The organism is Xanthomonas sp. LMC-A-07 (assembly GCF_030208825.1).
GTDB classification, from domain to species: domain Bacteria; phylum Pseudomonadota; class Gammaproteobacteria; order Xanthomonadales; family Xanthomonadaceae; genus Xanthomonas; species Xanthomonas campestris.
In genome coordinates, this window is sequence record NZ_JARVTF010000012.1 from 123,462 (window position 1) to 146,541 (window position 23,080).

General features: G+C 66.1%; 18 protein-coding genes and 1 pseudogene. 14 read left to right on the forward strand and 5 right to left on the reverse strand.

From position 1 onward, the window contains the following. Positions 1 to 173 precede the first annotated feature (173 nt). On the forward strand, positions 174 to 1,082 hold the full coding sequence (locus QRM89_RS13845; protein WP_285448268.1) for a DUF4424 domain-containing protein: 909 nt from the start codon (positions 174 to 176) through the stop codon (positions 1,080 to 1,082). Positions 1,083 to 1,399: 317 nt separating this feature from the next. Here the strand turns inward: QRM89_RS13845 and QRM89_RS13850 are convergent, their stop codons facing one another. Together QRM89_RS13850 and acs are read right to left on the reverse strand one after the other, a co-directional pair. Then, positions 1,400 to 2,068 carry a response regulator transcription factor gene (locus QRM89_RS13850; protein WP_011039130.1) on the reverse strand — a complete coding sequence of 223 codons (669 nt, stop codon included), beginning with the start codon at positions 2,066 to 2,068 and terminating at the stop codon, positions 1,400 to 1,402. A 296-nt stretch (positions 2,069 to 2,364) separates the two neighbouring features. Further along, on the reverse strand, positions 2,365 to 4,308 hold the full coding sequence (acs, locus tag QRM89_RS13855) for an acetate--CoA ligase (RefSeq protein WP_285448269.1): 1,944 nt from the start codon (positions 4,306 to 4,308) through the stop codon (positions 2,365 to 2,367). 263 nt (positions 4,309 to 4,571) lie between these two features. Here acs and QRM89_RS13860 point away from each other — a divergent pair, with 263 nt between their 5' ends. From QRM89_RS13860 to QRM89_RS13875, 4 genes and pseudogenes are all read left to right on the forward strand, one after another. Then, positions 4,572 to 5,954, forward strand: a complete 1,383-nt coding sequence (locus tag QRM89_RS13860) for a DcaP family trimeric outer membrane transporter (RefSeq protein ID WP_042595882.1) — start codon at positions 4,572 to 4,574, stop codon at positions 5,952 to 5,954. 73 nt (positions 5,955 to 6,027) lie between these two features. Next, positions 6,028 to 6,345, forward strand: a complete 318-nt coding sequence (locus QRM89_RS13865) for a DUF485 domain-containing protein (protein ID WP_285448270.1) — start codon at positions 6,028 to 6,030, stop codon at positions 6,343 to 6,345. Continuing rightward, positions 6,342 to 8,069 carry a cation acetate symporter gene (locus tag QRM89_RS13870; RefSeq protein ID WP_012439600.1) on the forward strand — a complete coding sequence of 576 codons (1,728 nt, stop codon included), beginning with the start codon at positions 6,342 to 6,344 and terminating at the stop codon, positions 8,067 to 8,069. The genes QRM89_RS13865 and QRM89_RS13870 overlap by 4 nt, the downstream gene beginning before the upstream one ends. 80 nt (positions 8,070 to 8,149) lie before the next feature. Next, positions 8,150 to 8,455, forward strand: a pseudogene (locus tag QRM89_RS13875) (hypothetical protein); the annotation flags it as partial. Here QRM89_RS13875 and QRM89_RS13880 read toward each other — a convergent pair. After that, positions 8,443 to 9,591 carry an ROK family transcriptional regulator gene (locus QRM89_RS13880; RefSeq protein WP_115541550.1) on the reverse strand — a complete coding sequence of 383 codons (1,149 nt, stop codon included), beginning with the start codon at positions 9,589 to 9,591 and terminating at the stop codon, positions 8,443 to 8,445. The pseudogene QRM89_RS13875 and the gene QRM89_RS13880 sit on opposite strands and share 13 nt — an antisense overlap. A gap of 106 nt (positions 9,592 to 9,697) precedes the next feature. On the opposite strand from QRM89_RS13880, the gene QRM89_RS13885 reads away from it, so the two are divergent. The 8 genes from QRM89_RS13885 to QRM89_RS13920 all read left to right on the forward strand — a co-directional run bounded on the left by QRM89_RS13885 (position 9,698) and on the right by QRM89_RS13920 (position 20,112). Next, positions 9,698 to 12,370, forward strand: coding sequence for a TonB-dependent receptor (locus QRM89_RS13885; protein WP_285448271.1), 2,673 nt, complete (start codon positions 9,698 to 9,700; stop codon positions 12,368 to 12,370). Then, positions 12,360 to 13,613, forward strand: a complete 1,254-nt coding sequence (locus QRM89_RS13890; protein ID WP_285448272.1) for a phosphodiester glycosidase family protein — start codon at positions 12,360 to 12,362, stop codon at positions 13,611 to 13,613. Before QRM89_RS13885 ends, QRM89_RS13890 begins: the two co-directional genes overlap by 11 nt. 372 nt (positions 13,614 to 13,985) lie before the next feature. Further along, the gene (locus QRM89_RS13895; RefSeq protein WP_285448273.1) at positions 13,986 to 14,840 is read left to right on the forward strand and encodes an ankyrin repeat domain-containing protein; all 855 of its coding nucleotides are present in this window, start codon (positions 13,986 to 13,988) and stop codon (positions 14,838 to 14,840) included. Positions 14,841 to 14,974: 134 nt separating this feature from the next. Next, on the forward strand, positions 14,975 to 15,853 hold the full coding sequence (locus QRM89_RS13900) for an ankyrin repeat domain-containing protein (protein WP_225041058.1): 879 nt from the start codon (positions 14,975 to 14,977) through the stop codon (positions 15,851 to 15,853). A 144-nt stretch (positions 15,854 to 15,997) separates the two neighbouring features. Then, entirely contained in the window at positions 15,998 to 18,190 is a 2,193-nt protein-coding gene (locus QRM89_RS13905) for a phospholipase (protein ID WP_343237683.1), read from the forward strand. Positions 18,191 to 18,250: 60 nt separating this feature from the next. Beyond that, the gene (locus QRM89_RS13910) at positions 18,251 to 18,811 is read left to right on the forward strand and encodes a hypothetical protein (RefSeq protein ID WP_285448275.1); all 561 of its coding nucleotides are present in this window, start codon (positions 18,251 to 18,253) and stop codon (positions 18,809 to 18,811) included. A gap of 90 nt (positions 18,812 to 18,901) precedes the next feature. Further along, positions 18,902 to 19,681, forward strand: a complete 780-nt coding sequence (gene xth, locus QRM89_RS13915) for an exodeoxyribonuclease III (protein WP_285448276.1) — start codon at positions 18,902 to 18,904, stop codon at positions 19,679 to 19,681. Next, positions 19,678 to 20,112, forward strand: coding sequence for a GFA family protein (locus tag QRM89_RS13920; protein WP_014506121.1), 435 nt, complete (start codon positions 19,678 to 19,680; stop codon positions 20,110 to 20,112). Before xth ends, QRM89_RS13920 begins: the two co-directional genes overlap by 4 nt. A gap of 69 nt (positions 20,113 to 20,181) precedes the next feature. Here the strand turns inward: QRM89_RS13920 and QRM89_RS13925 are convergent, their stop codons facing one another. Further along, positions 20,182 to 20,433, reverse strand: a complete 252-nt coding sequence (locus QRM89_RS13925; protein ID WP_039404974.1) for a GlsB/YeaQ/YmgE family stress response membrane protein — start codon at positions 20,431 to 20,433, stop codon at positions 20,182 to 20,184. 129 nt (positions 20,434 to 20,562) lie between these two features. On the opposite strand from QRM89_RS13925, the gene QRM89_RS13930 reads away from it, so the two are divergent. After that, on the forward strand, positions 20,563 to 21,177 hold the full coding sequence (locus QRM89_RS13930) for a 4'-phosphopantetheinyl transferase superfamily protein (protein ID WP_285448277.1): 615 nt from the start codon (positions 20,563 to 20,565) through the stop codon (positions 21,175 to 21,177). On the opposite strand, the gene QRM89_RS13935 is transcribed toward QRM89_RS13930, so the two are convergent. Then, positions 21,159 to 22,751, reverse strand: coding sequence for an alkaline phosphatase D family protein (locus QRM89_RS13935; RefSeq protein WP_285448278.1), 1,593 nt, complete (start codon positions 22,749 to 22,751; stop codon positions 21,159 to 21,161). The genes QRM89_RS13930 and QRM89_RS13935 overlap by 19 nt on opposite strands. Positions 22,752 to 23,080 lie beyond the last annotated feature (329 nt).

Below are 23,080 nucleotides of genomic sequence, written 5' to 3' on the forward strand. Positions count from 1 at the left end.
AGTCTTGTTGCAGAACGTGTGGGTTCGCCAGCGGCCGGCAAAAGGTGAGCAAGCGCCTCGCACCCGCGTGCGAGCAGTGACTGCGGTGTGGCGCTTGGGCCTGCTGCGCCTGAAGACGGCGTGGCATGCTAGCGCTCTACGGCGCGTCGGTGCGCGCCGGTACCAGGGGACCCATGCATACGCTCTTTTCCGCACGCCGCCTGCTGGCGCTGGCCGTGCTTGTCTGCGCCAGCGCGCAGGCCAATGACAGCAGTTTTGGCGATGACAACGGCACCATCCGCTTGCTGCACCAGCCCGACATCAGCATGGACAAGGAAGTGCTGTTCCTGAGCGAGGAGCGCGTGCAGGTGGACTACGTGTTCACCAACAACAGCGAGCGCGACCTCAGCGTGCCGGTGGCCTTCCCGATGCCGCCGATGTATTTCGGCATGGCCGATCACAGCGAGCTCACCGATTTCAAATTGTGGGCGGACGGCAAGCCGATCGCCACCACGCGCAAGTTGGTGGTGTTGCTGGACGACGGCGGCGATATCTCCAAGGCGTTCGCCGCCACCGGCTGGACCCAGGACGATGTGGCCGCCTTCACCGAATCCGGCACCCCACCCAAGGGACGCAAACCGTTGCCCGCGCGCTGGGTCGATGCCGATGCGCAACCGCGTTTCACCCTCAACGAGTACTTCGTGTGGCAACAGGCTTTTCCGGCGCGCCGCAGCGTGCAGATCCGGCATGCGTATGCGCCCAGCCTGTCCACCGGCGTGCCGCAGCCCAGCACGTATTTGCTGGAGTCCTATGCCAAGGACACCTGCATTGAACCGGGCACCAAGACCAGCATGCAACGCCGCGAAGGCCAGTCCGGCCTGGCCTGGGCCAACTTGCGCTACGTGCTCACCACCGGCAAGAACTGGAACGGCCCGATCAAGGACTTCCAGCTGACCATCCGCAAGCAGGCCGCCAGCGACATCCTCAGCCTGTGCTTCGATGGTGAGCTGAAAAAGATAGACCCGCAGACCTTCCAGTTCACGCAGGCCAACTTCGTACCGATGCACGATCTGAACATCTTGTTCGTGCGCGCGCCGGAATAGACAGCAGAGCTCCACATGTAGGCGCGCACCCGGGCGCGAGGGAGCTTTACCGGTAACGCCGACCACAGTCGTACGCGCCAACGCGCATCAGGGTTCTTCTGCAACACGCGGCTTCGCCGAGAAAGCCCATCGCGCCCAGGTGCGCTCCTGCGCTGGTGCGGGTTGCGTTGCGCGGCATAGCAACTCTATCGATTGCCTAACGACAACGACAACGACAACGACGGCAAGGGGTAGCGGTATCACACGTAGGAGCGCGCTCGCGCGCGACCGGGCTTCCCCCGACCAACCCAACGCCCGCACACGCGCGCTGGCGCGCGTCAGTCGTCTTCCGGTGGAGGCAGCACGATGCCGTCTGCATCGATTGCGAGCTTGCCGGCCATCAGCACCGCCTGGGTGCGATTCGTCACGCCAAGCTTGCGCAGGATCGCGGTGACGTGTGCCTTGATGGTGGCTTCGGACACGCCCAGGTCGTAGGCGATCTGCTTGTTGAGGCGGCCGGCGCCGAGCATCTGCAGCACACGGAATTGTTGCGGGGTGAGATCGCGCAGGCGCTGGCCAACCTCACGTTCTTCGCTGTCGGTCGGCGGCAGGTTCTGTGCTTCGGCCGGAATCCAGCGTTCGCCATCGAGCACCGTGGCCAGGGCGCGGCCAATAGTGTCGGAGTCGGCGGATTTGGGGATGAAGCCGAACGCGCCATGGTCGATCGCACGCCGCATCACGGTGGGTTCTTCGCGTGCAGACACCACCACCACCGGCAGCTGCGGATGCAGCGAGCGCATATGCACCAGCGCGCTGAATCCCTGCGCGCCCGGCATATTGAGATCCATCAACAGCAGGTCGGCATCGGGCTGCGCATCGGCCAAGGTATACAGCGCATCGACGTTGTCGGCCTCGAACAGTTCCACCCCCGGCATCACCCGCTGCACCGCCCCGCGCAAGGCTTCACGGAACAAAGGATGGTCGTCGGCAATCAGCAGGGTGGTCATTAAGGGGCCGGGATTTGAGATTGGGGATTGGGGATTCGTAAAGGCGTGCGGTTCGGGGATTCGGTCGTGGGGGTTCGTAAAAGCAGGGATGTCGGACTGCGAATCGAGATTCGCAACAGCCGACGTAAGAAGGACCGCCCGCCTCACATTTGCCTTTCAGCAATGCAAGTTCGACGAGAGGGAGGCCCAGGAGTGGGAACCCGCTCTTACGAATCCCCAATCCCCAATTTCAACTCCCGGATACTGAGGGAACCGCTCTCACGATTCCCCACTCCCGATTCCCCACTCCCAGCTCCTCAGCGCGTCAGCCGCTCATTGACCAGCGAATCCACCACCGATGGATCGGCCAGCGTGGAGGTGTCGCCTAGCTGATCTGGGGCGTTTTCGGCGATCTTGCGCAGGATGCGGCGCATGATCTTGCCCGAGCGGGTCTTCGGCAGGCCTGGGGCCCATTGCAGATGGTCCGGCGAGGCGATCGGGCCGATCTCCTTGCGCACCCAGCTCACCAGCTCCTTGTGCAGTTCTTCGCTGGGGGTCTCGCCGGCGATCAGGGTCACGTAGGCGTAGATGCCCTGGCCCTTGACGTCGTGCGGGAAGCCGACCACGGCCGCTTCAGCCACCTTCGGGTGCGAGACCAGTGCGCTTTCCACCTCGGCGGTGCCGATGCGGTGGCCGGAGACGTTGATCACGTCGTCCACGCGGCCGGTGATCCAGTAGTAGCCATCGGCGTCGCGGCGGCAGCCGTCACCGGTGAAGTAGCTGCCCGGGTAGGTGCGGAAGTAGGTGTCGATGAAGCGCTGGTGGTCGCCGTAGACGGTGCGCATCTGGCCCGGCCACGAATCCAGCAGCACCAGGTTGCCCTCGGTGGCGCCTTCCAGGATCTTGCCTTCGGCATCGACCAGGGCCGGCTGCACGCCGAAGAACGGTAGGGTGGCCGAGCCGGGCTTGAGGTCCACCGCGCCGGCCAGCGGCGAGATCAGGATGCCGCCGGTTTCGGTCTGCCACCAGGTGTCCACGATCGGGCAGCGGCTGTCGCCAACCACCTCGTAATACCAGCGCCAGGCTTCCGGATTGATCGGCTCGCCAACGCTGCCGAGCAGGCGCAGGCTGCTGCGCGAGGTCTTCTTGACCGGTGCCTCGCCTTCGCGCATCAACGCGCGGATGGCGGTGGGCGCGGTGTAGAAGATGGTGACCTGGTGCTTGTCGATCACTTCCCAGAAACGCGAGACGTTGGGGTAATTCGGCACGCCTTCGAACATCACCGCGGTGGCGCCGTTGGCCAGCGGGCCGTAGACGATGTAGCTGTGGCCGGTGACCCAGCCCACGTCGGCGGTGCACCAATAGATGTCGTCCTCGCGCAGGTCGAACACCACTTCATGCGTATAGCTGGCAAACAGCAGGTAGCCGGCAGTGGTGTGCAGCACGCCCTTGGGCTTGCCGGTGGACCCGGAGGTGTAGAGGATGAACAACGGGTCTTCCGCGTTCATGCGCTCGGGTTCGCACTCGGCCGGCTGGCCGTCGACCACGTCATGGAACCAGCGGTCGCGCGGGGCCTGCATGTCCACCGCGCCGCCGGTGTGGCGCACCACCAGCACGGTTTCGACTGTGTTGGTGCCGGGGATCTTCAGTGCCGCATCCACGTTCGCCTTGAGCGGAATCTTCTTGCCGCCACGCAGGCCTTCGTCGGCAGTGATGATCAGCTTGCTCTGGCAGTCGATCACGCGGTCGGCGATGGAGTTGGCCGCAAAGCCGCCAAACACCACCGAGTGCACCGCACCGATGCGCGCGCAGGCGAGCATCGCCACGGCGGCATCGACGATCATCGGCAGATAGATGGTGACCCGGTCGCCCTTCTTGACGCCCAGGTTGCGCAGCGCGTTGCCCAGCTTGCACACGCGCTCATAGAGCTCGCGGTAGGTGACCCGGTAGGACGGCGAATCCGGGCTGTCGGGTTCGAACAGCAGCGCGGTCTTGTCGCCGCGGGTGGCGAGCTGGCGGTCCAGACAGTTGACGCTGGCATTGAGCTCGCCGTCGCCGAACCAGCGCACGTGGAAGTCGTCCAGCGCGAAGCTGACGTCCTTGATCTGGGTGGGTTGCTTGAACCAGTCCAGCCGCTGCGCGGCCTTGCCCCAGAACTGCTCGGGGTGTTCGATCGATTCGCGGTACAGCGTTGCGTACTGTTCCCGCGTGATGCGCGCACCGGCGGCGAACGCGGGATCGACGGGATAAACATCAGCCATGGCACCCTCACTTGCGATCAACTTGTCGGAAGAGGGCCGCTTGCGCGCGCCCCGTAGACAATCAGTGTGCCGCATCCATTCTGTCCCGGCGGTCAACGGAGTCTTAGACCATGGTCGTAACTGCCGCTGCGACCGTCGGTCGCCTTGCGAAATGCTGCATTGCAGCTACGACCAAAGGCGAATAGGCGGCAAAGCGTGGCCTGCCGCACGCTCCGCCTAGCGTCGCCGTCCATGCGCGATGCCTTCACCGGGGAGGGGGTTCCATGAAACACCGTAAAGCACCGTTGGTGCGCAAACCGCTGGCTGCCGCTTTGTTCGTGGCCACCATCCTGCCGGGTGTCGCGTTCGCGCAGACCTCCAAGGAAAAGGCGCTGGAAGCACGCATTGCCGATCTGGAACGCCAGGTCCAGATGCTGGTCTCCGCCCAGCAGCAACAGCAGGGCCAGATCACCCAGACGCAGACCCAGGTCGGCGAGGTGCGTGCCGCGCAGGCACAGGCACCTGCGGCCCCGGCACTGCCGGCGGGCAAGCGCCCGATCCAGCTGACCAGCATCACGCCAAATGCGGCGGCGGGCACCACGTTCCGCTACGGTGGCTTCATCAAGGCCGACTTCATGACCACCCGCACCTCCGACGGCGCATTGCCCGAAGGCGCGGTGGGGCGGTACCTGTATATCCCGACGCAGACGCCTGTCGGGGGACAGGCCTCGAGCACGGACACCGACTTCCATGCCAAGTTCTCGCGCTTCAACCTGGGCGTGGACACCGTCACCGAGAACGGCGACAAGCTCACCGGCTTCATCGAGCTGGATTTCTTCGGCAACGCGCTGGCCAACCAGGTCAACAATCTGTACGGCGGCACCTTGCGGCATGCCTACATGAGTTGGAACAACTGGCTGGCCGGCCAGACCTGGTCCAACTTCGTCGACGCCACGATCCTGCCCGAAGCGGCAGACATCGTCGGGCCGACCGACGGCGCGCTGTTCAGCCGCCAGACCCAGATCCGCTATACCCGCGGCGCCTTCAGCGTGTCGGCAGAAAACCCCGAGACCCTGACCACGCCCTACCAGGGCGGCAACACCATCCTGGCCTCGGACCACGGCGCCATGCCGGACCTGACCGCGCGCTACAACTGGAAAGGCACCTGGGGCACCTTCGGCCTGTCGGCGATTGCGCGCCAGTACCGCACGCGCAGCGCGCTGACCAACGACACCGACTTCGGCGGCGCCATCGCCGGCGGTGGCCGCTGGATCATCAATGCCAACAACGATCTGCGCTACCAGCTCAGCTACGGTGAAGGTTTGGGGCGTTATCTGGGCCTGGGTAACGGCTCGGACGTGGAGATCGACATCGACGGCAAGATCCAGACCGTCAGCACGCTTGCCGGCTGGGTGGCCTGGCGCCACGACTACAACGCCAAGCTGCGCAGCACGATCATGTATTCGCGCGTGAACTACGACCACGACATTGCCAACACCGGCGCGCTGGCGAGCAAGTCGCAGCAGAGCATCCGCGCCAACGTCTTCTATTCGCCACTGCCCAAGGTGGATGTGGGCGCAGAGCTGATGTACGGCCGCCGCGAAGCCGAAAACGGCGACAGCGGCGACATCTCGCGCCTGCAGTTCACCACCAAGTACAGCTTCTAAGTTTCACCCATCGGTTGCCCCTGCCACCGCGGTGGTGGGGGCCGTACCGCCCCTGCAGCACTGGAGACTGACCATGACCGTCTCGAATGACGCACTGATCGCCAAGATCGATGCCAATCCGAAGTACCACGCCCTCAAGCGCCAGCGCAACACGCTGGGCTGGACCCTCACTGCGCTGATGTTGCTGGCCTACTACGGCTACATCGGGTTGATCGCCTTCGACAAGGCGTTCCTGGCCAAGCCCATCGGCGACGGCGTGACCTCCGTCGGCATCCCGATCGCGATCGGGGTGATGGTGTTCACCATCATCATCACCGCCATCTACGTGCGTCGTGCCAACAACACCTACGACCAGCTGACCGCGCAGATCCTGGAGGAAGCCCGCAGATGAGCAAGACTTCGCGCCTTCTTCTGATTTTGGCCGGCCTGCTGCCGGCCGGCCTCGCGCTGGCCGCCGGCGGCGACATGGGCCAGGTCGACAAGCAACCCACCAACTGGGTGGCGATCGGCATGTTCGGCTTCTTCGTGCTGGGCACCTTGTGGATCACCAAATGGGCGGCCGCCAAGACCAAGTCGGCCGCTGACTTCTACACCGCAGGCGGTGGCATCACCGGGTTTCAGAACGGCCTGGCGATCGCTGGCGACTTCATGTCGGCGGCCTCGTTCCTGGGTATTACCGCCGCGGTGATGGCCAACGGCTACGACGGCCTGATCTACGCGATCGGCTTTCTGGTCGGCTGGCCCATCCTGACCTTCCTGATGGCCGAACGGCTGCGCAACCTCGGCAAGTACACGTTCGCCGACGTGGCCGGCTACCGCTTCGCGCCGACCGCCATCCGTAGCTTTGCGGCTTCGGGCACCTTGGTAGTGGTGCTGTTCTATCTGATTGCACAGATGGTCGGCGCCGGTGCGTTGATCAAGTTGCTGTTCGGCCTGGACTACTGGGTGGCGGTCACCCTGGTCGGCGTGCTGATGATGGTCTACGTGCTGTTCGGCGGCATGACCGCCACGACGTGGGTGCAGATCATCAAGGCGGTGCTGCTGCTGACCGGCGTGACCTTCATGGCCGTGGCGATCATGTGGCACTTCAACTTCAGCTTCGAGGCGTTGTTTGCCGAGGGCGTGCGGGTCAAAACCGCGATTGCGGCCAATGGCGGTGCGTCGCCTGAGGACGCAGCCAAGGCGGGCCTGTCGATCATGGGGCCGGGCGGTTTCGTGAAGGACCCGATCTCGGCGATCTCCTTCGGCATGGCGCTGATGTTCGGTACCGCCGGCCTGCCGCACATCCTGATGCGCTTCTTCACCGTTCCCGATGCCAAGCAGGCACGCAAGTCGGTGCTGTGGGCGACCACCTGGATCGGCTACTTCTACATCCTGATCTTCATCATCGGCTTCGGTGCGATCGCGCTGGTGCTGACCAACCCGCAGTTCGCCGATGTCGCCACCGGCACCATCCACGGCGGCAAGGGCGCGGCCAACATGGCGGCGGTGCTGGTCGGTAACGCCGTAGGCGGCAACGTGTTCATGGGCTTCATCTCGGCGGTAGCCTTCGCCACCATCCTGGCGGTGGTCGCAGGTTTGACCCTGTCCGGCGCCTCGGCGGTGTCGCATGACCTGTACGCCACGGTGATCAAGAAGGGCAACCCGGCGCCGGGTTCGGAGCTGAAGGTCTCGCGTGCCACCACCCTGGTGCTGGGCGTGATCGCCGTGCTGCTGGGCATCGTGTTCGAGAAGCAGAACGTGGCCTTCATGGTGTCGCTGGCCTTCGCCATCGCCGCCTCGGCCAACTTCCCGGTGCTGATCCTGTCCTTGTTGTGGAAGAACTGCACCACGCGTGGTGCGGTGGTCGGCGGCTTCCTGGGCCTGATCTCCTCGCTGGTGCTCACGGTGCTGTCGCCGTCGGTGTGGGTGGACACGCTGGGTAACGCAGCCGGTTCGGCGCCGTTCCCGTACACCTCGCCGGCGCTGTTCTCGATGACGATTGGTTTCGTCGGTATCTGGCTGTTCTCGGTCCTGGACCGCAGCCCGCAGGCGGCCAACGAGCGCGCCGCGTTCAAGGCACAGCAGATCCGTGCCGAAACCGGCCTGGGTGCGTCCGGTGCCTCCGGTCACTGATCCACCGCATCACTGAGTGCTGTCACGCAGACGCCGGCCTTGTGCCGGCGTCTTGCGTTTGGGGGATGAGAGATTCGACCGTCAGTGCGCTGGAGTTGCTGGCGCTGCCCGATGCCATCGAGAGCCTGGCGCAGGTGGTGGCATCACCACTGCTGCGTGCGCCTGACCCGGTGTATGCCGCGGCCTGGCGCCTGGCCGCGCGCCAACCTGCGGGGTCATCGCACGATGCTTCCACAGCGTTGCAAGGCGAGGAGGAACTGCTCGACGGTTTGAGCGAACAGCAGGGCGCGCAGGCACGCACCCTGGCGTGGGGGATCTTCGATGCCTGCTGTCGTCGTGCAGCCGATGACGCACCTAACCGCGGTGCAATTGCTCAACCGAAATAGCGCGCCTGCAACGGCAATGTCGCCGCACCAATCGCGCAGGCATCGGCCGGTGCTTCGGCCGGCAGCAGCAGTGGCATCGGGCGTGCTTGCCCGCGGCGTGGCAGGTTGTCGATGCGGACCGCGGCAATCAGGCGGCGCGCCAGATCCGCAGGCAGGCGGCCGCCGAACACGATGGCCTCCGGGTCGCACACCGCGGTGATGGCCGAGACGATCAGCGACACACCCGGGGCACTACGCGCCAGCCAGCGTTCGATCGCCGGCCAGCGCGGGTCGTAGGCGGCCAGCAGTGCGCGGATATCCGGCAGCTCCACGCCGTCTTCGGCCAGTAGCTCGCGCAGCAATTCCAGCGTGGCGCGTTCCAGCCGCTGCGCGGGCAGCATGCCGGCGAATTCACCGGCGTTGCCGCGCGCGCCGCGTAGCACCCGGCCATCGATCACCAGGCCGCCGCCCAGGCCGTAGCTGAGATACAGATAGGCAAAGTCGCGATGACGCCGGCCTACCCCCAGCATCGCCTCGCCGGCGGCGGCCACGCTGCCATCGTTGTCCATCCACACCGGCTGCGCGCAGGCCTCGGCCAGCCACGGGCAGAGTGCGAACTCGCCCAGCGCACGCAACGGGTCGGGCGGATTGATACGCCCGTCCTGGCCGGTGAAGAACCCGGTCATCGCCACGCCGATGCCCAGGCGTGGCCCCGGTGCGTGCGGCAGGCTGGCCAGCAGCGCGGCATCGCCGGCCTGCAGCTGCGCCAGCACGCCGGCGGCGCTGGGATCGGTGAGCGGCAGCTCCTGCACGCCGAGCACCTGCCCGGCGAAGTCCATCAGCGCCAGGGTCAGCGCGTCGGTGGCAATCGAGACCCCGAGCGTGTGCCCGTGGCCGGGGCGCAACGACACCGCGATGCCCGGCTTGCCGCGGCCGGGCCGCGCCAGCCCCTCGCCCATGCGCACCATGCCGCGCGCCTGCAGGCTTTCGATCAACCGCACCGCGGTCTGCACGGTCAGCCCAGTGCCACGGCTGAGGTCGGCACGGGTCAGCACGCCGGCCAGGCGCAGGCGGTTGAGCATGTCGCGCTCATTGAGGCTCAGCCCTTCGAAGGGCTGGCGGTGCGCGGGCGCGGCGAAGGCGGTCGAGGACGGCATGGGCGAGCAGGGCGGGGAGCAACGCGCAAGCATAGCCGCTGCGGCTGAAATAATTAATTCACAGTAAGTTATTAAATTGGCAGCTTCCGCCCTCATTGGTTGCGCCATGTCACGTTTCAGCCCCTTTCTTTGCCCTCGTCGCGGTCTGCTGGCGCTGGGTGTCGCGGCCAGCCTGAGTGCGCAGGCCGCCGAACCCGTGGTGGCCGCGGCCGGGGGCGAGACCGCCCCGGTGCAGCTGGATGCCGTGCAGGTCTCCGGCCAGCACCTGTCCATCCGCCAGGCGATTGGCGCCAAGCGCGAGGCGGCGGTGGTCTCCGACGGCGTGGCGGCCGATGACATCGGCTCGATCCCGGACTTCGGCCTGGGCGAGGCGCTGCAGCGCGTGCCCGGTGTCTCGATGGTGGTCAACAACGGCCGCGGCGAAGCGCAGTTCATGAGCCTGCGTGGCTTCAACCCGGACTACAACACGGTGCTGATCGACGGCGTGGCGCTGCCGTCCACCGAAACCAGCCGGCGCGTGCAATCGCTGGACGTCATTCCCGCCTCGCTCGCGCAGCAGGTAGATATCTACAAGACCTTCAACGCCGACATGGACAGCAATGCCATTGGCGGCATCGCCGCGTTGCGCACGCGCAGCGCCTTCGATCACGACGGCCGCTTCGCCACCGTGCGGGCCAATGTGGCTGATTGGGAAAACCGCCGGCAGCTGCAGGGCAGCAAGCCGTCCGGGCAGGTGCAGGGCAGCTTCAGCCAGACCTTCGGGCCGGACAATCACTTCGGCGTGGTGTTGTCGGCGGACTACTTTCGCCGCGATTCGTCGTCGTTGAACACTGCCATCGACAGTTACAGCTACTACGCCAACGGCCGCCGCCAGGACCTCACCCCGACGCTAGACACCGATGGTCTGGCGATCGCGCCGGACCGGTTTCGCCCGCTCAGCTACGACAACGTGCGCCAGCGCCGCAGCGCGTTCGGCAAACTGGAATACGACGATGGCGACAGCCTGAAACTTGCGCTCAGCGCCGGCGTGTTCGAGCACAGCAACGACGAGCAGCGCCGTTCGCAGTGGATCAACCGCGTCGGCAATGCGGCGGTGACCGATGCCGACAGCGGCCGGTTCGCGCAGGGCAGCGCGCAGGTGGATGCCAACCGTTTCGACCAGACCCGCACGCTGCGTTACGCCCAGCTTGGCGGCAGCTTCCGGCTCAATCCCGAAGGCCATGTGGATCTGGTGCTCAACCGCGCCACCGGGCGCTATGTGCAGGACACCCGCGAAGACGTCTTTGCGGCGGCCGCGTCCGCGCGGCTGGGCTTTGGCTATGCGCTGGGCAGCGACACGCGGCCCACCATCACGCTGGCCGACCCGGCGTACTACGCCAACCCGGCCAACTACACGCAGTCGTATTTCCTGACCCGCACTGAGAAGAGCAGCACCGACACCACCACGGTCAAGCTGGATTACAGCCAGAACGCCGATGCGGACGCGCAAGGCTGGGGGCTGCGCACCGGCCTGCAGTACCGCGATCTGCAACAGCGCTACAACCTGGACGAAGTGCGCCGCAATCCATCCGGGCGCGTGACGCTGGCCACTGTTGGTACCGATGACGCGCGCATCTGCCCGTTCGCCGATTTCAACTGCCTGCTGCTGGTCGACCCCGGCAAGGTGGCCGCATTCGCCGCTGCAGCACCTGGCGCCTACGTGCTGGCCAATACCAATGCGCGCAACAGCGCGATCAGTGATTTCCGCATCGATGAGCGCAATGGCGCCGCGTATGCGATGGGCGTCTGGCATGGCGCACGCACCCAGGCCACGCTGGGCCTGCGCAACGAATACCTGCAGCGCACCGTGCTCAGCGCGGTGCCGCAGCCGCTGACCAGCACCAGCAACTACGTCCAGCAATCGGCCGACAGCGACCGCCGCTTCTTGCTGCCATCGGCGAACTTCGCCTGGGACATCACCCAGGCACTCAAGCTGCGTATGGCCGGCAGCCGCACGATTGGCTTGCCCACCTATGGCGACATCGGCCAGAACAGCAGCCCGGTGGTGGATGTCACCGGCTTCACCATCAACCGCAGCATCGCCAACCCGCAATTGCGCCCGCGCCGCTCGGACAACCTGGATCTGTCGCTGGAGTGGTACCCGGACCGCGACTCGCAACTGTCGGTGGCGCTGTTCCACAAGCGCATCGACGACGAGATCGTGCGCACCACCAGCACCGACACCCAGCGCGATCCCGGCGGGTTGAGCGGCACTTACCAGGTGACCACCACCCAAGCGATCAATGCCGGCACCGCGCAGGTGCAGGGCATCGAGTTCACCGCCATCGACAGCCGCTTCGATTTTCTGCCCGGCGGTTGGTCCAACCTGGGCGCGATGCTCAACCTCACCGTGCTCGACCCGCGCACGGCCGAGATACAGATGGCCGATGGCAGCCAGCGCGGCTTGCCCGGGCTGATGGAATCGCCCAAGCGCAGCGCCAACGCGTCATTGCTGTACGACGTGGGCCCGTTCAGTGCGCGCATCAGCGCCAACTACACTGGCGCGCAGCTGATTTCCGCAGCCACCGACAACCGCGTCAACGACCGCTATTACGACGCCATTAGCAGCTACGACGCGCAGCTGGCCTGGCGCCTGAGCGCGCAGCTGCGGCTTACCCTGCAGGGCCGCAACCTCAGCAATGCGCGGCTCACCCGCGTGATCGGTGCAGAGCAACAACTCATGCGGGAGCAGCTCGACAACGGCCGTGCCTATTACCTTGGAGTGGACTATGCGTTCTGACCCGTTGCGTGCTGCCGCGTTGCTGTGCGCACTGCTGGCCCCGATCGGCGCTGCCGCCGGTGCAGAGACCAACACACCCGCTGCCAGCGTGCCGTTCGTGCCGATCGAAACCGTGGTCAGCGGCGACTGCTGGGGCCAGTGGCCGCAGGATGTGCTGGCGGCGGTGAGTCGCTGCAAAGCGGCCGAAGGCAACCGCCTTGCATTGCAGGTGCGCGATGAGGCGCGCGGCCCTGCGCGGGTGGGGATGGATGCCACGCCGTGCACGGGCGCGCGCTGCGCCGGGTTGTTGCAGGTGCTGCAGCTGGCGCCCACCCAGCGCTTGCTCTTGCGCGTGCCGCCGGCGCAACTGGACAACGTCCTCGCGGTGCTGGATCAGGCCCAGGCGCGTGCGCGCGTCACCATCGAGCCGCTGGTCGCGCCGGTGCCCGCACCCACCGCACCGCTCACGCTGGCACCGGGGGTGCGTTATTGGCGGCAAGCCATCGGCGGGGCGCAGCCGGTGATGCTGCACATCGCCCAGATCGACCTCACCACGCCGGGCCTGCAGCTGGTCGGCACCCCCGGCGACCGCAGCGACGGCGGCGAATTCCGCGCCACGCCCACCACCGCGTTCGTGCGCGACGGCGCGCTGGCCTTGGCGATCAATGCCGACTACTTCCTGCCCTTCGATGGCGGTCATCTGCTGGACAAGCCGTTCGTGCCGGCCGCCGGCCAGGGCGTCACCGCCGAAGGTCTGGCTATCGACGCCGGCCGCACCGATTCGGCGGCGGACACCAGCGACCCCCGCGTCAACGCGGCGCTATGCGTCAGCCAGCGCGAGGTGGTGCGCATCGTGCGCGGCAGCTGCCCGGCCGGGTCGCGGCTGGGCGTGGGTGCAGGCCCCTTGCTGTTGCTCGATGGCAAGCGCCAACCGCGCGAAGCCAGCCGCGCCGCCTATTACGATGGCCCCGAACCGCGTAGCGCCGTGGGCCTGGACCGCAGCGGCCACACCCTGTGGATGGTGGTGGCCGACGGGCGCCAGCCCGGCTACAGCGCCGGCATGACACTGGACGCGCTCACCGCCGTGTTCGAGCAACTCGGCGCGCGTGCGGCGATCAATCTCGATGGGGGCGGCTCCAGCACCCTGGCCGCACGCGTGGACGGCGACGTGCGCGCGCTCAATCGCCCCATCCACACCGGCATCCCGGGCCGCGAGCGCCCGGTGGCCAACCAGCTCGGCGTGCGCATCGCGCCTGCTGACTGAAAGCCACCGACAAAACCTGACAAGCGGGTGCCAGACAGGTGCTGCCTTTCTGGATGCGGCGTGGATGACGCGTCCACGCACGACTGCCCGCATCGTCCACAGTCCCGTGGCGAAAGTTCGCCAAGCTTTTATCAACCTCGGTGACGCGCCGGCCGGCACACCGTGGCGCCATCGCACCGGTCTGCCGATGCGGCTATACCCGTAAAGTAAGCGCGCGATGCGCTTGCCAGGCCACCCGTCTGCGCTATGCTGCGTCCGTCAGTATCGCTTGCATTCGCCAGTTCGTTGCCACGGCAATCAGTGGCAGGCCGCGCGGTGCAGCGGTCACCCTTACCGCGTCCAACCAGCGGACACGGCGCAACGGAGGCGCGCGTGAAGCCATCGCATTGTTTCATCCGGTTGTGCTGCGTGGTGCTGCTGGCCATCACCGGCTGTTCGCCTGCCGCGCAATCGCGCTATGCGCCCGAGCGCAACTTCAGCGACCCCAAGGCCCTGGCACTGGCCTTGGCGGCCGAGCAGGGCAATGCCGAGGAAGTGCGGCGGTTGATGAAGGTGGAGGGCGTGAACCCGGACAGGATCTTCTCCAAGGATGGATATCCACTGTTGTTCTGGCCGATCTTTACCCACAACCCGACCGGGCTAAAGGCGATGCTGGACAATGGGGCTGATCCGAATGTGGCCAAGCCCTATCCCCCGGAGCCTGGACGAAATCAGACCAATGTCAGTAATGCAATGGTCTGGGCAGCCGAGCAGGACGACCCGATCTATCTCAAGTTGCTGCTGGATCATGGTGGTAATCCGAATACACGTAATGCAAACAACGAAACATTGCTTTTTCACGCACTCATCAAGCAAGACAAGTGGCCGAACATTCAGTTGTTGGTCGAGCATGGCGCCGATGTCAACGCGCTAGCAGGAATGGGAGGGACTCTTATAGAAAACTACGTCGGTACGGGCGGGTTCGAACCAGCGTTTTGGTTATTGGAGCACGGGGCGGATCCACGGATTGAGTATTCCGGACGGACTGCGACGAGGAAACTGGACTCACGTACGATCACATCGATCTATTGGCATCCGGGAAATCCAAAGGATCCCCGCTGGCAACGACAGTGCCAGCAATGGCTGCTCGCGCGTGGATACGCGCGGCCTGCGATGCCGGAGCACTACAAACGCATGCGCAAGGCGTTCCACTTCCCAACGGAAGAAAAAGAGATTCCGCTGCTGTGACCTCCATGCGCAAGGATTGATCGCATGCAAACGCCCACCCAGCCGGCACCGCAGCACCGAGGAGACGCAGCGCACACGAAATGCAGCGCAGGTCCTGCGCTGCAAGCGGCCAACTGGCTTACCATCCTGTCCCTATGCAATCAGCCGCAACGGAGGCGCGCGTGAAGCCATCGCATTGTTTCATCCGGTTCTGCTGCGTGGTGCTGCTGGCCATCACCGGCTGTTCGCCTGCCGCGCAATCGCGCTATGCGCCCGAGCGCAACTTCACCGACCCCAAAGCCCTGGCACTGGCCTTGGCGGCCGAGCAGGGCGATGCCGAGGAAGTGCGGCGGTTGATGAAGGTGGAGGGCGTGAACCCGGACACGATCTTCTCCAAGGATGGATATCCACTATTGTTCTGGCCGATCTTCACCCACAACCCGACCGGGCTAAAGGCGATGCTGGACAATGGGGCTGATCCGAATGTGGCGCTGCCTTATCAAACGCTGGATCGAGGCGTTCGCAATAATCCGAATGCCATGGTGTGGGCAGCCGAGCAGGACGACCCGATCTATCTCAAAATGCTGCTGGATCATGGCGGTGATCCCAATACGCGTAATGCAAACAACGAGAGTTTGTTGTTTCACGCGCTCATCAAGCAAGACAAGTGGCCGAATATCCAGTTGTTGGTGGAGCGTGGTGCCGATGTCAATGCGCTAGCAGGAATGGGAGGGACTCTTATCGAGAACTACGTTGGTACGGGCGGGTTCGAACCAGCGTTTTGGTTATTGGAGCACGGGGCGGATCCACGGATTGAGTATTCCGGACGGACTGCGACGAGGAAACTGGATTCGCGCACGATCACATCGATCTATTGGCATCCGGGAAATCCAAAGGATCCCCGCTGGCAACGAAAGTGCCAGCAATGGCTGCTCGCGCGTGGATACGCGCGGCCTGCGATGCCGGAGCACTACAAACGCATGCGCAAGGCGTTCCACTTCCCCTCGGAAGAAAAAGAGATTCCGCTGCTTTGACCTCCATGCGCAAGGATTGATCGCATGCAAACGCCAGATCTGCACAGACAACGCGAGCAACTGTTGAACGATCTGCGTGCCAGCGGCACTGCGGAAGCTGCATCTCGCGCTGCCGAGCTGCAGCAGCTCTATCACGCGCACGAGATGGCTTCGCTTGCAGACGATGTCTACGACTCTGCAAAGGGATATGGACAGGCGCCAGCTGGATGGGTTCGCGGCAGCGAGAATCTCGATAGGCTTCGTGACGGCATCCCGGAATTGGCGAGGGTAAACGATGAGGAGCTTCGGGACCTTCTCCGGCCTGAACAATCTGGCTTCCGTGCCGAAATCTACATTCCCGATCCGGCAATCCTCGGGCCCGGCTACAAGCCCACCGTGGTCTACAAAGGCTCGGCGGGTGAAGTGGCAACCGCCAGTGGTCTGCGCGATACCAGCGCCGAAGATTTTCTGGCCAACAACTTCCCGCAGTCGGTTGGCATGCAGACCGACTACTACGACCGTGCCATGCGTTTGGCATCGCAATTAAAGTTGCAGAACGTCGATTTCGAAATTGCCGGCCATTCCTTGGGCGGCGGCATGGGCTCGGCAGGCTCGGCGGTGAGTGGCGTGCCGGCAACCACGTTCAACGCTGCAGGGTTGCATCCGGCGACTGCGCAGCGTTTTGCCAAGAGCACACCCGGTGTACAGCTTTATGACACCGCCGACACCGTCGTGGCTTATCAAGTCCAGGGCGAAATGCTCAACAACGGCATTCAGGACAATATCCACCGGCTGGATGCGGCGCGGCGCCAGCAGCTGGCGGCGGTGATGGGCGACACCGCCACCCTGATGCGCAATTTGCCGGAGGGGCAGGCCTTGCTCGACCAAGCGCTGACCCGCGATGTGCCGGTGAATGCACAGCCGGCGGTGCATGCGTTCGTGGACCGGCTGGCGCAGGGCGATACCGCCCAGTTGCTGCAGCAGCTGCCGCTGGCCGCCGGCCGCATCGAGCCGGTGTTGCCGGCCAAGATGCAGGGCCAGGATGGCGCGTTGGTGGACCGCGCGCAGGCGCTGACCTTGCAGGAGAGCCTGTACCTGGCTGGCCCGGCGTTGGGCGTGTTGCGGGCCGGCGCTGCCGGTGCGCAGATCGGACGTGGCCTGGGCGAACACAGCGCCGCGCTGGGGCGGGCGGGCGATGCGGCGCTGGATGCGGCCGGCGACGGCGCGGCGCGCGGCATGCAGATGGGTGGTGCGGCCGTGCGCCATGGCGGTAGCGCTACGGGTGCGGCACTCGAAGCCGGTGGCGACACGCTGGGCCGTGGCCTGGCCGCAGGCCGTGCGGTTGCAGGCGAGTTGGATGCCAGCGCGCAACGCTGGGCGTTGCAGGCCCAGGCGCAGGCGCAGGACACCGCCGCGGTCGCACTGCGCGGTGCCGCACGCTGGTTGCCCGATACCGCCCAGGCCGCCCTGCTGGAGCAGGCCCAGGCATTGGAGCGCCAGGCCCAGGCGGACCGCCAGCAGGCCGAGCAGCACGCCGCGCGGCTGCGCGAAGATAGCGCGCGGCAGGCAGAGACCTTGATGCACACGACCGCAGGCATGGCAACGGCCGCCGCGGATCAGGTGCGTACCGCGTCGGCGCTGCCGCAGCAGGTGCTGGACGCTGTTGGCGGTCGCCTGAATCGCACCCTGGATGCTGGCGGCGATGCGCTCGCCGGTCTCACCGCGCATGCGCCCAGCGCCGGTGCGCTGGAAGGTGCGCTGCTGGCCGCCGGTGCTGCCACCCAACTCCGGTTCACGCCCAGCACCCCGCACAATCTTGGCAATGTGGCGCAGACGGCCACCTTGTCCGTGCATGGCCAAGGCTCGCTGCACGAGGCGCTGGAACGCCACCTGATGACCGAGACGGTGGTACCGAGCCTGCAGGCGCGGATCGATGCGGAAGAACAGCAGGCCCGCCAGGTCCTGGGCCAGGGACGCACGGCTGCGCAGCAGGATCCGCAGGCGCCGACGGCGCTGCGGACCGGCGATGCGGATATCGACGCGATGCTGCAGGCGCTGCGCAATCACGACGAGGCGGGGGTATTCAAGGCGGCCGAGCGGATCCGGTATTCGCCCGAAGGGCAAGCGCTGCTGCAGGAGGGGCAGGCGTTGATGCAGCAGCGCGAGCAGGAGGCGGTGACCAATCAGATGGCCTGGACCCCGGCCGACATGCAGCCGGCCGATGTGCAGATGGCGCACGGGCCGGTACGCGTGATGAGCCTGATGCACCAGGGGCCGGCGATGGCCGCCGCCGATAGCGGTGGTGGTGGCGGTGATGGCGGAGGAGGGGGCGGTGGTGGAGGCGGCGGTGGCGGGTAGGCACCGGTATGTGCGGCAAGGCGGATGCGCGTTGGCGATGCGCGGTGACGGAGACGACGGATGCGCGAAGAAGAGCTGAAGGAACTTGCCAGGGCGCTGGGCACGCTGGCCGCTACGATCGAAGCGCGCGACCAGCGCCAGCATGCGGCACTGGAGCGGGACATGGCAGCGCTGCGTGCCTTGGCTGCGCGCAACGGCGATGACATCAACCGCCTGGTCGGCGGCGCGGTGCCGCAGCTGCAGCAGGCCTGGCAGCAGGCGCTCGATAGCAGTCTCGCACCCGCCGCGCGCCGGTTGGACGCGGTGATCTCGCGCTCCGGCACGGCCTTGCAGGCGGTGGAAACCGCGCACGAAGCGCTGCGCGGGCGGTGGCTCACCCGTGCCTGGCTCACCTGCGCCGGGTTGATCGTTGCGACGGTGCTGGCCTGTGCCTCGAGTGTGTACCTGCTGACCGAAGCGCGCCGGGACCTGACGCGCTACCGGCTCGATGCCAAGGTGCTGCAGGCGGTGGCCAACAGCGATGTCGTTCTATGTGGTGACCGCTTGTGCGCCAATGTCGATGCGCGCGGGCCACGCAGCGGCGAACGCAGCCAATACCGGGTGGTCAAACCGCGTCCATGACGGGAAGCCTTGAGCGTCGTGGGCGGGTGGGCGGATCGGGCCATGGACGAGGGCGCGGTACCATTGGTGGTTTGAACCACGGTCCGCGCCATGAAGATTGCCTCCTGGAACGTCAACTCGCTCAACGTGCGCCTGCCGCACCTGCAACAGTGGCTGGCGGATTTTGCGCCGGACGTGGTGGGCATCCAGGAAACCAAGCTGGAAGACCACAAGTTCCCGGATGCGGCACTGGCCGCGCTGGGCTACCGCAGCGTGTTTTGCGGGCAGAAGACCTACAACGGCGTAGCGATCCTGTCGCGCTCGCCGGCGCTGGACGTGCAGATGGGCATCCCCGGGTTCGATGACGTGCAGCAGCGCGTGATCGCCGCCACCGTCGATGGCGTGCGCATCATCAATCTGTATGTGGTCAACGGCCAGGACGTGGGCACCGACAAGTACGCCTACAAGCTGCGCTGGCTCGAGGCGGTGCACGACTGGATCGCGCAGGAGCTGCAACGCTACCCGCAGCTGGTGCTGCTGGGCGACTTCAACATCGCCCCGGACGCGCGCGACGTGTACGAGCCGGAGGTGTGGAGCGACAACCACATCCTCACCTCCACCGCCGAGCGCGGCGCACTGCACAAGCTGTTGGCGCTGGGCCTGCACGATGCCTTTCGCCTGCATCACGACGATGCCGGCCACTTCAGCTGGTGGGATTACCGCCAGGCCGCCTACCGCCGCAACCTGGGGCTGCGCATCGACCTGACATTGGTGTCGGATGCGCTGCGCGCCCGCGCGGTGGAAGCGGGCATCGACCGCGAACCGCGCACCTGGGAGCGCCCCAGCGACCACGCACCGGCGTGGGTGCGGCTGGCCGAGGCAGGCGCATGAGCGAGCGGCATCTACGGCGCAGCACGCACAAGGTGGGCGATGTCACGCTGGGCGCCGTGCATCGGTTGAATTGCCACTGCGGGGCGGTGCAGATCGATCTGGACCTGCCGCACGGCCTGGTGGATCCGCGCCGCTGTGATTGCTCGATGTGTCGCCGGCGTGGGGCCATCGTCGCGTCGGTGCCGCTGCAAGGCCTGCACGTGCGTCAAGGCGAGGACGTGTTGCGGCTGTACCAGTTCAACACGCATGCGGCGGCGCATTATTTCTGTGGGGTGTGCGGCATCTACACGCACCACCGCCGGCGTTCCAATCCCAACGAATACGGCTACAACGTCGGCTGCCTGGAGGGCGTCAACCCGTACGCGTTGAACATCACCGTGCCGGTGGAAGACGGCATCCATCACCCGGCCGATCGCGTTGCGCCGCAGTGAGCCCCTGGTCGGCTGAAACAACAACGCCCGGGCAAGCCCGGGCGTTGTGCTCACAGCCGTGCGCTGGACTCAGCGCACGCGTCCGCGGGTAAACAGATTGACGATGGCCAGCAGGATCACCGCGCCTACCAGCGACCACACGAAGGTCCACAGCGTGATGGCCTGGTTGATGCCGCCGCCGAACAGAAAACCGGCAATCAACGCACCCACGATGCCCACCACCACGTTGAGGATGATGCCCTGCTGCGCATCACGTCGCATGATGATGCTGGCCAGCCAACCCACGATCCCACCGACGATCAACCAGATGATGATGCCCATGCCGCCACTCTCCTCGTTCGTTCGCACCGGAGCTGGTGCGTGGGCGCCATTCAACGCAGCCGGCCGTGAAACGCCTGTGCAGCGCGCTGAACGGCGCGGCCTGCGGTTCGGGTTGGTGCAGGCCACGTGATGGCGTCCGGCATGCAGCCAGCCGCGGAGGCGGACCACTGGCAATTCGGCACCACCCAGGTCTGGCGGCGTGCGCATCGGCACGGCGAACGCGGCGAGCCGCAGGCGCGCGAATTGCTGGGCAAGGCGCTGGGACTGGACCCGGCGCAGGTGCCGCTGCTGCGTGACGCGCGTGGGCGGCCGACCTTGCAGCCGGCCCTGCCCGAGTGGGACACCGGCTGGAGCCACAGCGGCGATCACCTGCTGGTAGGGCTGGGCCAGGGCGTGCGGCTGGGTGTGGATCTGGAACGCATCCGCGAACGCCCCCGCTTGCTGGACATCGCGCAGCGGTTCTTCCACCCGGACGAAATCGCCTGGCTGACGGCGCTGCCCGCCGAGACGCAACAGGCGCTGTTCTTTCGCCTGTGGTGCGCCAAGGAAGCGCTGCTCAAGGCCCATGGCCACGGGCTATCGTTCGGCCTGCACCGGTTGGCGTTTGCACCGGTTGCCTCCGGAGCGCTGCGGCTGCACTGGTGCGACCCGGCGCTGGGCGAGGCTGCGCGCTGGCAGCTGCACGAATGGCTGGCCGCGCCCGACTGCCGCGCGGCGCTGGCCTGTTACCCGTTGGCGGTGTGAGGCGGCAATGCACCGTGCGGCAGGATCGGCTGGCGAAACTGCGCCACGCCATCGAGGTCGCGCAAGGTCACCGTGAGCACGCCACTGTGGCCGTCGATCTCCACCTCGCCGAAGAACTGAAAGCCTGCCAACGGTGAGGTGTTCGGTGCCGGTGGCGCCTTCTGAAACACCACCGTGGGGCCGAAGGTGGCATCCAGTGCATTCGGCCCGAAACTGCCGGCATTGAGCGGGCCGGCGACAAATTCCCAGAACGGTTCGAACTGCTGAAACGCGGCCTGATCCGGGTGGTAGTAATGCGCCGCGCAGTAGTGCACGTCGGCAGTGAGCCAAAGCGTATTGCGAATGCGCGCGGTGCTGATGAAGCGTAGCAATGCGGCGATCTCCTGCTCGCGGCCGCGCGGCACGCCCGGGTCGCCATTGGCGATGGCTTCCCAGCGCGCACGTCCATCCGCGTCCTGGCCGTCGGGAACCTGCAGCCCGATCGGCATGTCGGCGGCAATCACTTTCCATTGCGCGCGCGAGCCGGCCAGTTCGCGCTGCAGCCAGGCCAGTTGTTGCGGGCCGAGAAACGCGGCATCTGCGCCGGGCGTTGGTTGCAGGTTGTCGCTGTTGGCACCGCGATAACTACGCATGTCCAGCACGAACACATCCAGCAGCGGGCCATAGCTGATCTTGCGGTAGATGCGCCCATCGCCGTCGGCCCGCACGCCGCGCATCGGCGCGTATTCCAGGAAGGCCTTGCGTGCGCGCGCCGCCAGCACCTCGATATCGCGCACTTGGTAACGCGCATCCAGCTGCTTGCCGGGCGACCAGTTGTTGGTGGTTTCGTGGTCGTCCCATTGCCACACCTGCGCCACCTCGGCATTGAAGCGGCGCAGATGGTCGTCGAGCAGGTTGTAGCGGTAATTGCCGCGAAATTCGTCCAGGGTCTCAGCCACCTTGCTCTTGGCCGCGGTGGTGAGATTGCGCCAGCGCTTGCCGTCTTCCACCGTGAGTTCGGCCGGGACCGGGCCATCGGCATAGATGGTGTCGCCGCTGTGCAGGAAGAAGTCCGGGTTGCGTGCGCGCATCGCCGAATAGATGCGCATGCCGCCGATGTCCGGATTGATGCCGAAGCCCTGGCCCACGGTGTCGCCGCTCCACACAAAGCGTACGTTGTCGCGCGCCTGTGGCGCGCTGCGCAGATGCCCGTGCACCGGTGCGCTCAACACGCCGCTGTGCGCATCTTCAAAGCGCACCCGGTAGAAGATGTCTTGCCCCGGCGGCAGCGCGGCCAGGTCCACGCGTGCGGTGAAATCCTGGGTGGGCAGCGCCAGCGGGCCGTCGATCCGCCGCGCACGGCGCAGGCTCGGGCGCGTATCCCATTCCACCCGCAACCGCGCCGGGCGATCGCAGCGACTCCACAGCATCGCGCGGCCCTCCTGCACATCGCCGCTTTGCACGCCATCGGTGATCAGCGGCCGCCCGGACGGCGCGGCCAACGTGCGTGTGGACCAGCCGGCTGTGGCCGGCAACAGCAGGCCGGCACCTAAGCCTTGCAGCAAGCGGCGGCGGGTGGGATCGGAGGCAGACATGGGCAGTCCTTCAGTCAGCGGCGGCTGCCTGCAGGTGTAGCGCGGCTGTTTGACCGCCGCGTGTCCGCCAAGGGCACTGGTGGAAGTCGCGTGACCGGGATCACGCTGATGCCGGGCGGCCGGGCGCGGTCCCCCACCGGACACGTCAGGCCGCGCCGGGGATGCGCCGCTGTGTCGCGGCCGACACGGTATGAATCAGGGGCTGGCTGGCGTCGGTGTGCAACGTGCTCGTGTGCTGCTACAGCCGCTTCCCGCTTCCCAATCCCCAATCCCCAATCCCGAATCCCGAATCCCGAATCCCGAATCCCGAATCCCGAATCCCGAATCCC

Coding starts and splice junctions, on each gene's coding strand:
- QRM89_RS13845 (WP_285448268.1), top strand. CDS start 174: ATGCATACGCTCTTTTCCGCACGCCGCCTGCTGGCGCTGGCCGTGCTT.
- QRM89_RS13850 (WP_011039130.1), bottom strand. CDS start 2,068: ATGACCACCCTGCTGATTGCCGACGACCATCCTTTGTTCCGTGAAGCC.
- acs (WP_285448269.1), bottom strand. CDS start 4,308: ATGGCTGATGTTTATCCCGTCGATCCCGCGTTCGCCGCCGGTGCGCGC.
- QRM89_RS13860 (WP_042595882.1), top strand. CDS start 4,572: ATGAAACACCGTAAAGCACCGTTGGTGCGCAAACCGCTGGCTGCCGCT.
- QRM89_RS13865 (WP_285448270.1), top strand. CDS start 6,028: ATGACCGTCTCGAATGACGCACTGATCGCCAAGATCGATGCCAATCCG.
- QRM89_RS13870 (WP_012439600.1), top strand. CDS start 6,342: ATGAGCAAGACTTCGCGCCTTCTTCTGATTTTGGCCGGCCTGCTGCCG.
- QRM89_RS13880 (WP_115541550.1), bottom strand. CDS start 9,591: ATGCCGTCCTCGACCGCCTTCGCCGCGCCCGCGCACCGCCAGCCCTTC.
- QRM89_RS13885 (WP_285448271.1), top strand. CDS start 9,698: ATGTCACGTTTCAGCCCCTTTCTTTGCCCTCGTCGCGGTCTGCTGGCG.
- QRM89_RS13890 (WP_285448272.1), top strand. CDS start 12,360: ATGCGTTCTGACCCGTTGCGTGCTGCCGCGTTGCTGTGCGCACTGCTG.
- QRM89_RS13900 (WP_225041058.1), top strand. CDS start 14,975: ATGCAATCAGCCGCAACGGAGGCGCGCGTGAAGCCATCGCATTGTTTC.
- QRM89_RS13905 (WP_343237683.1), top strand. CDS start 15,998: ATGGCTTCGCTTGCAGACGATGTCTACGACTCTGCAAAGGGATATGGA.
- QRM89_RS13910 (WP_285448275.1), top strand. CDS start 18,251: ATGCGCGAAGAAGAGCTGAAGGAACTTGCCAGGGCGCTGGGCACGCTG.
- xth (WP_285448276.1), top strand. CDS start 18,902: ATGAAGATTGCCTCCTGGAACGTCAACTCGCTCAACGTGCGCCTGCCG.
- QRM89_RS13920 (WP_014506121.1), top strand. CDS start 19,678: ATGAGCGAGCGGCATCTACGGCGCAGCACGCACAAGGTGGGCGATGTC.
- QRM89_RS13925 (WP_039404974.1), bottom strand. CDS start 20,433: ATGGGCATCATCATCTGGTTGATCGTCGGTGGGATCGTGGGTTGGCTG.
- QRM89_RS13930 (WP_285448277.1), top strand. CDS start 20,563: ATGGCGTCCGGCATGCAGCCAGCCGCGGAGGCGGACCACTGGCAATTC.
- QRM89_RS13935 (WP_285448278.1), bottom strand. CDS start 22,751: ATGTCTGCCTCCGATCCCACCCGCCGCCGCTTGCTGCAAGGCTTAGGT.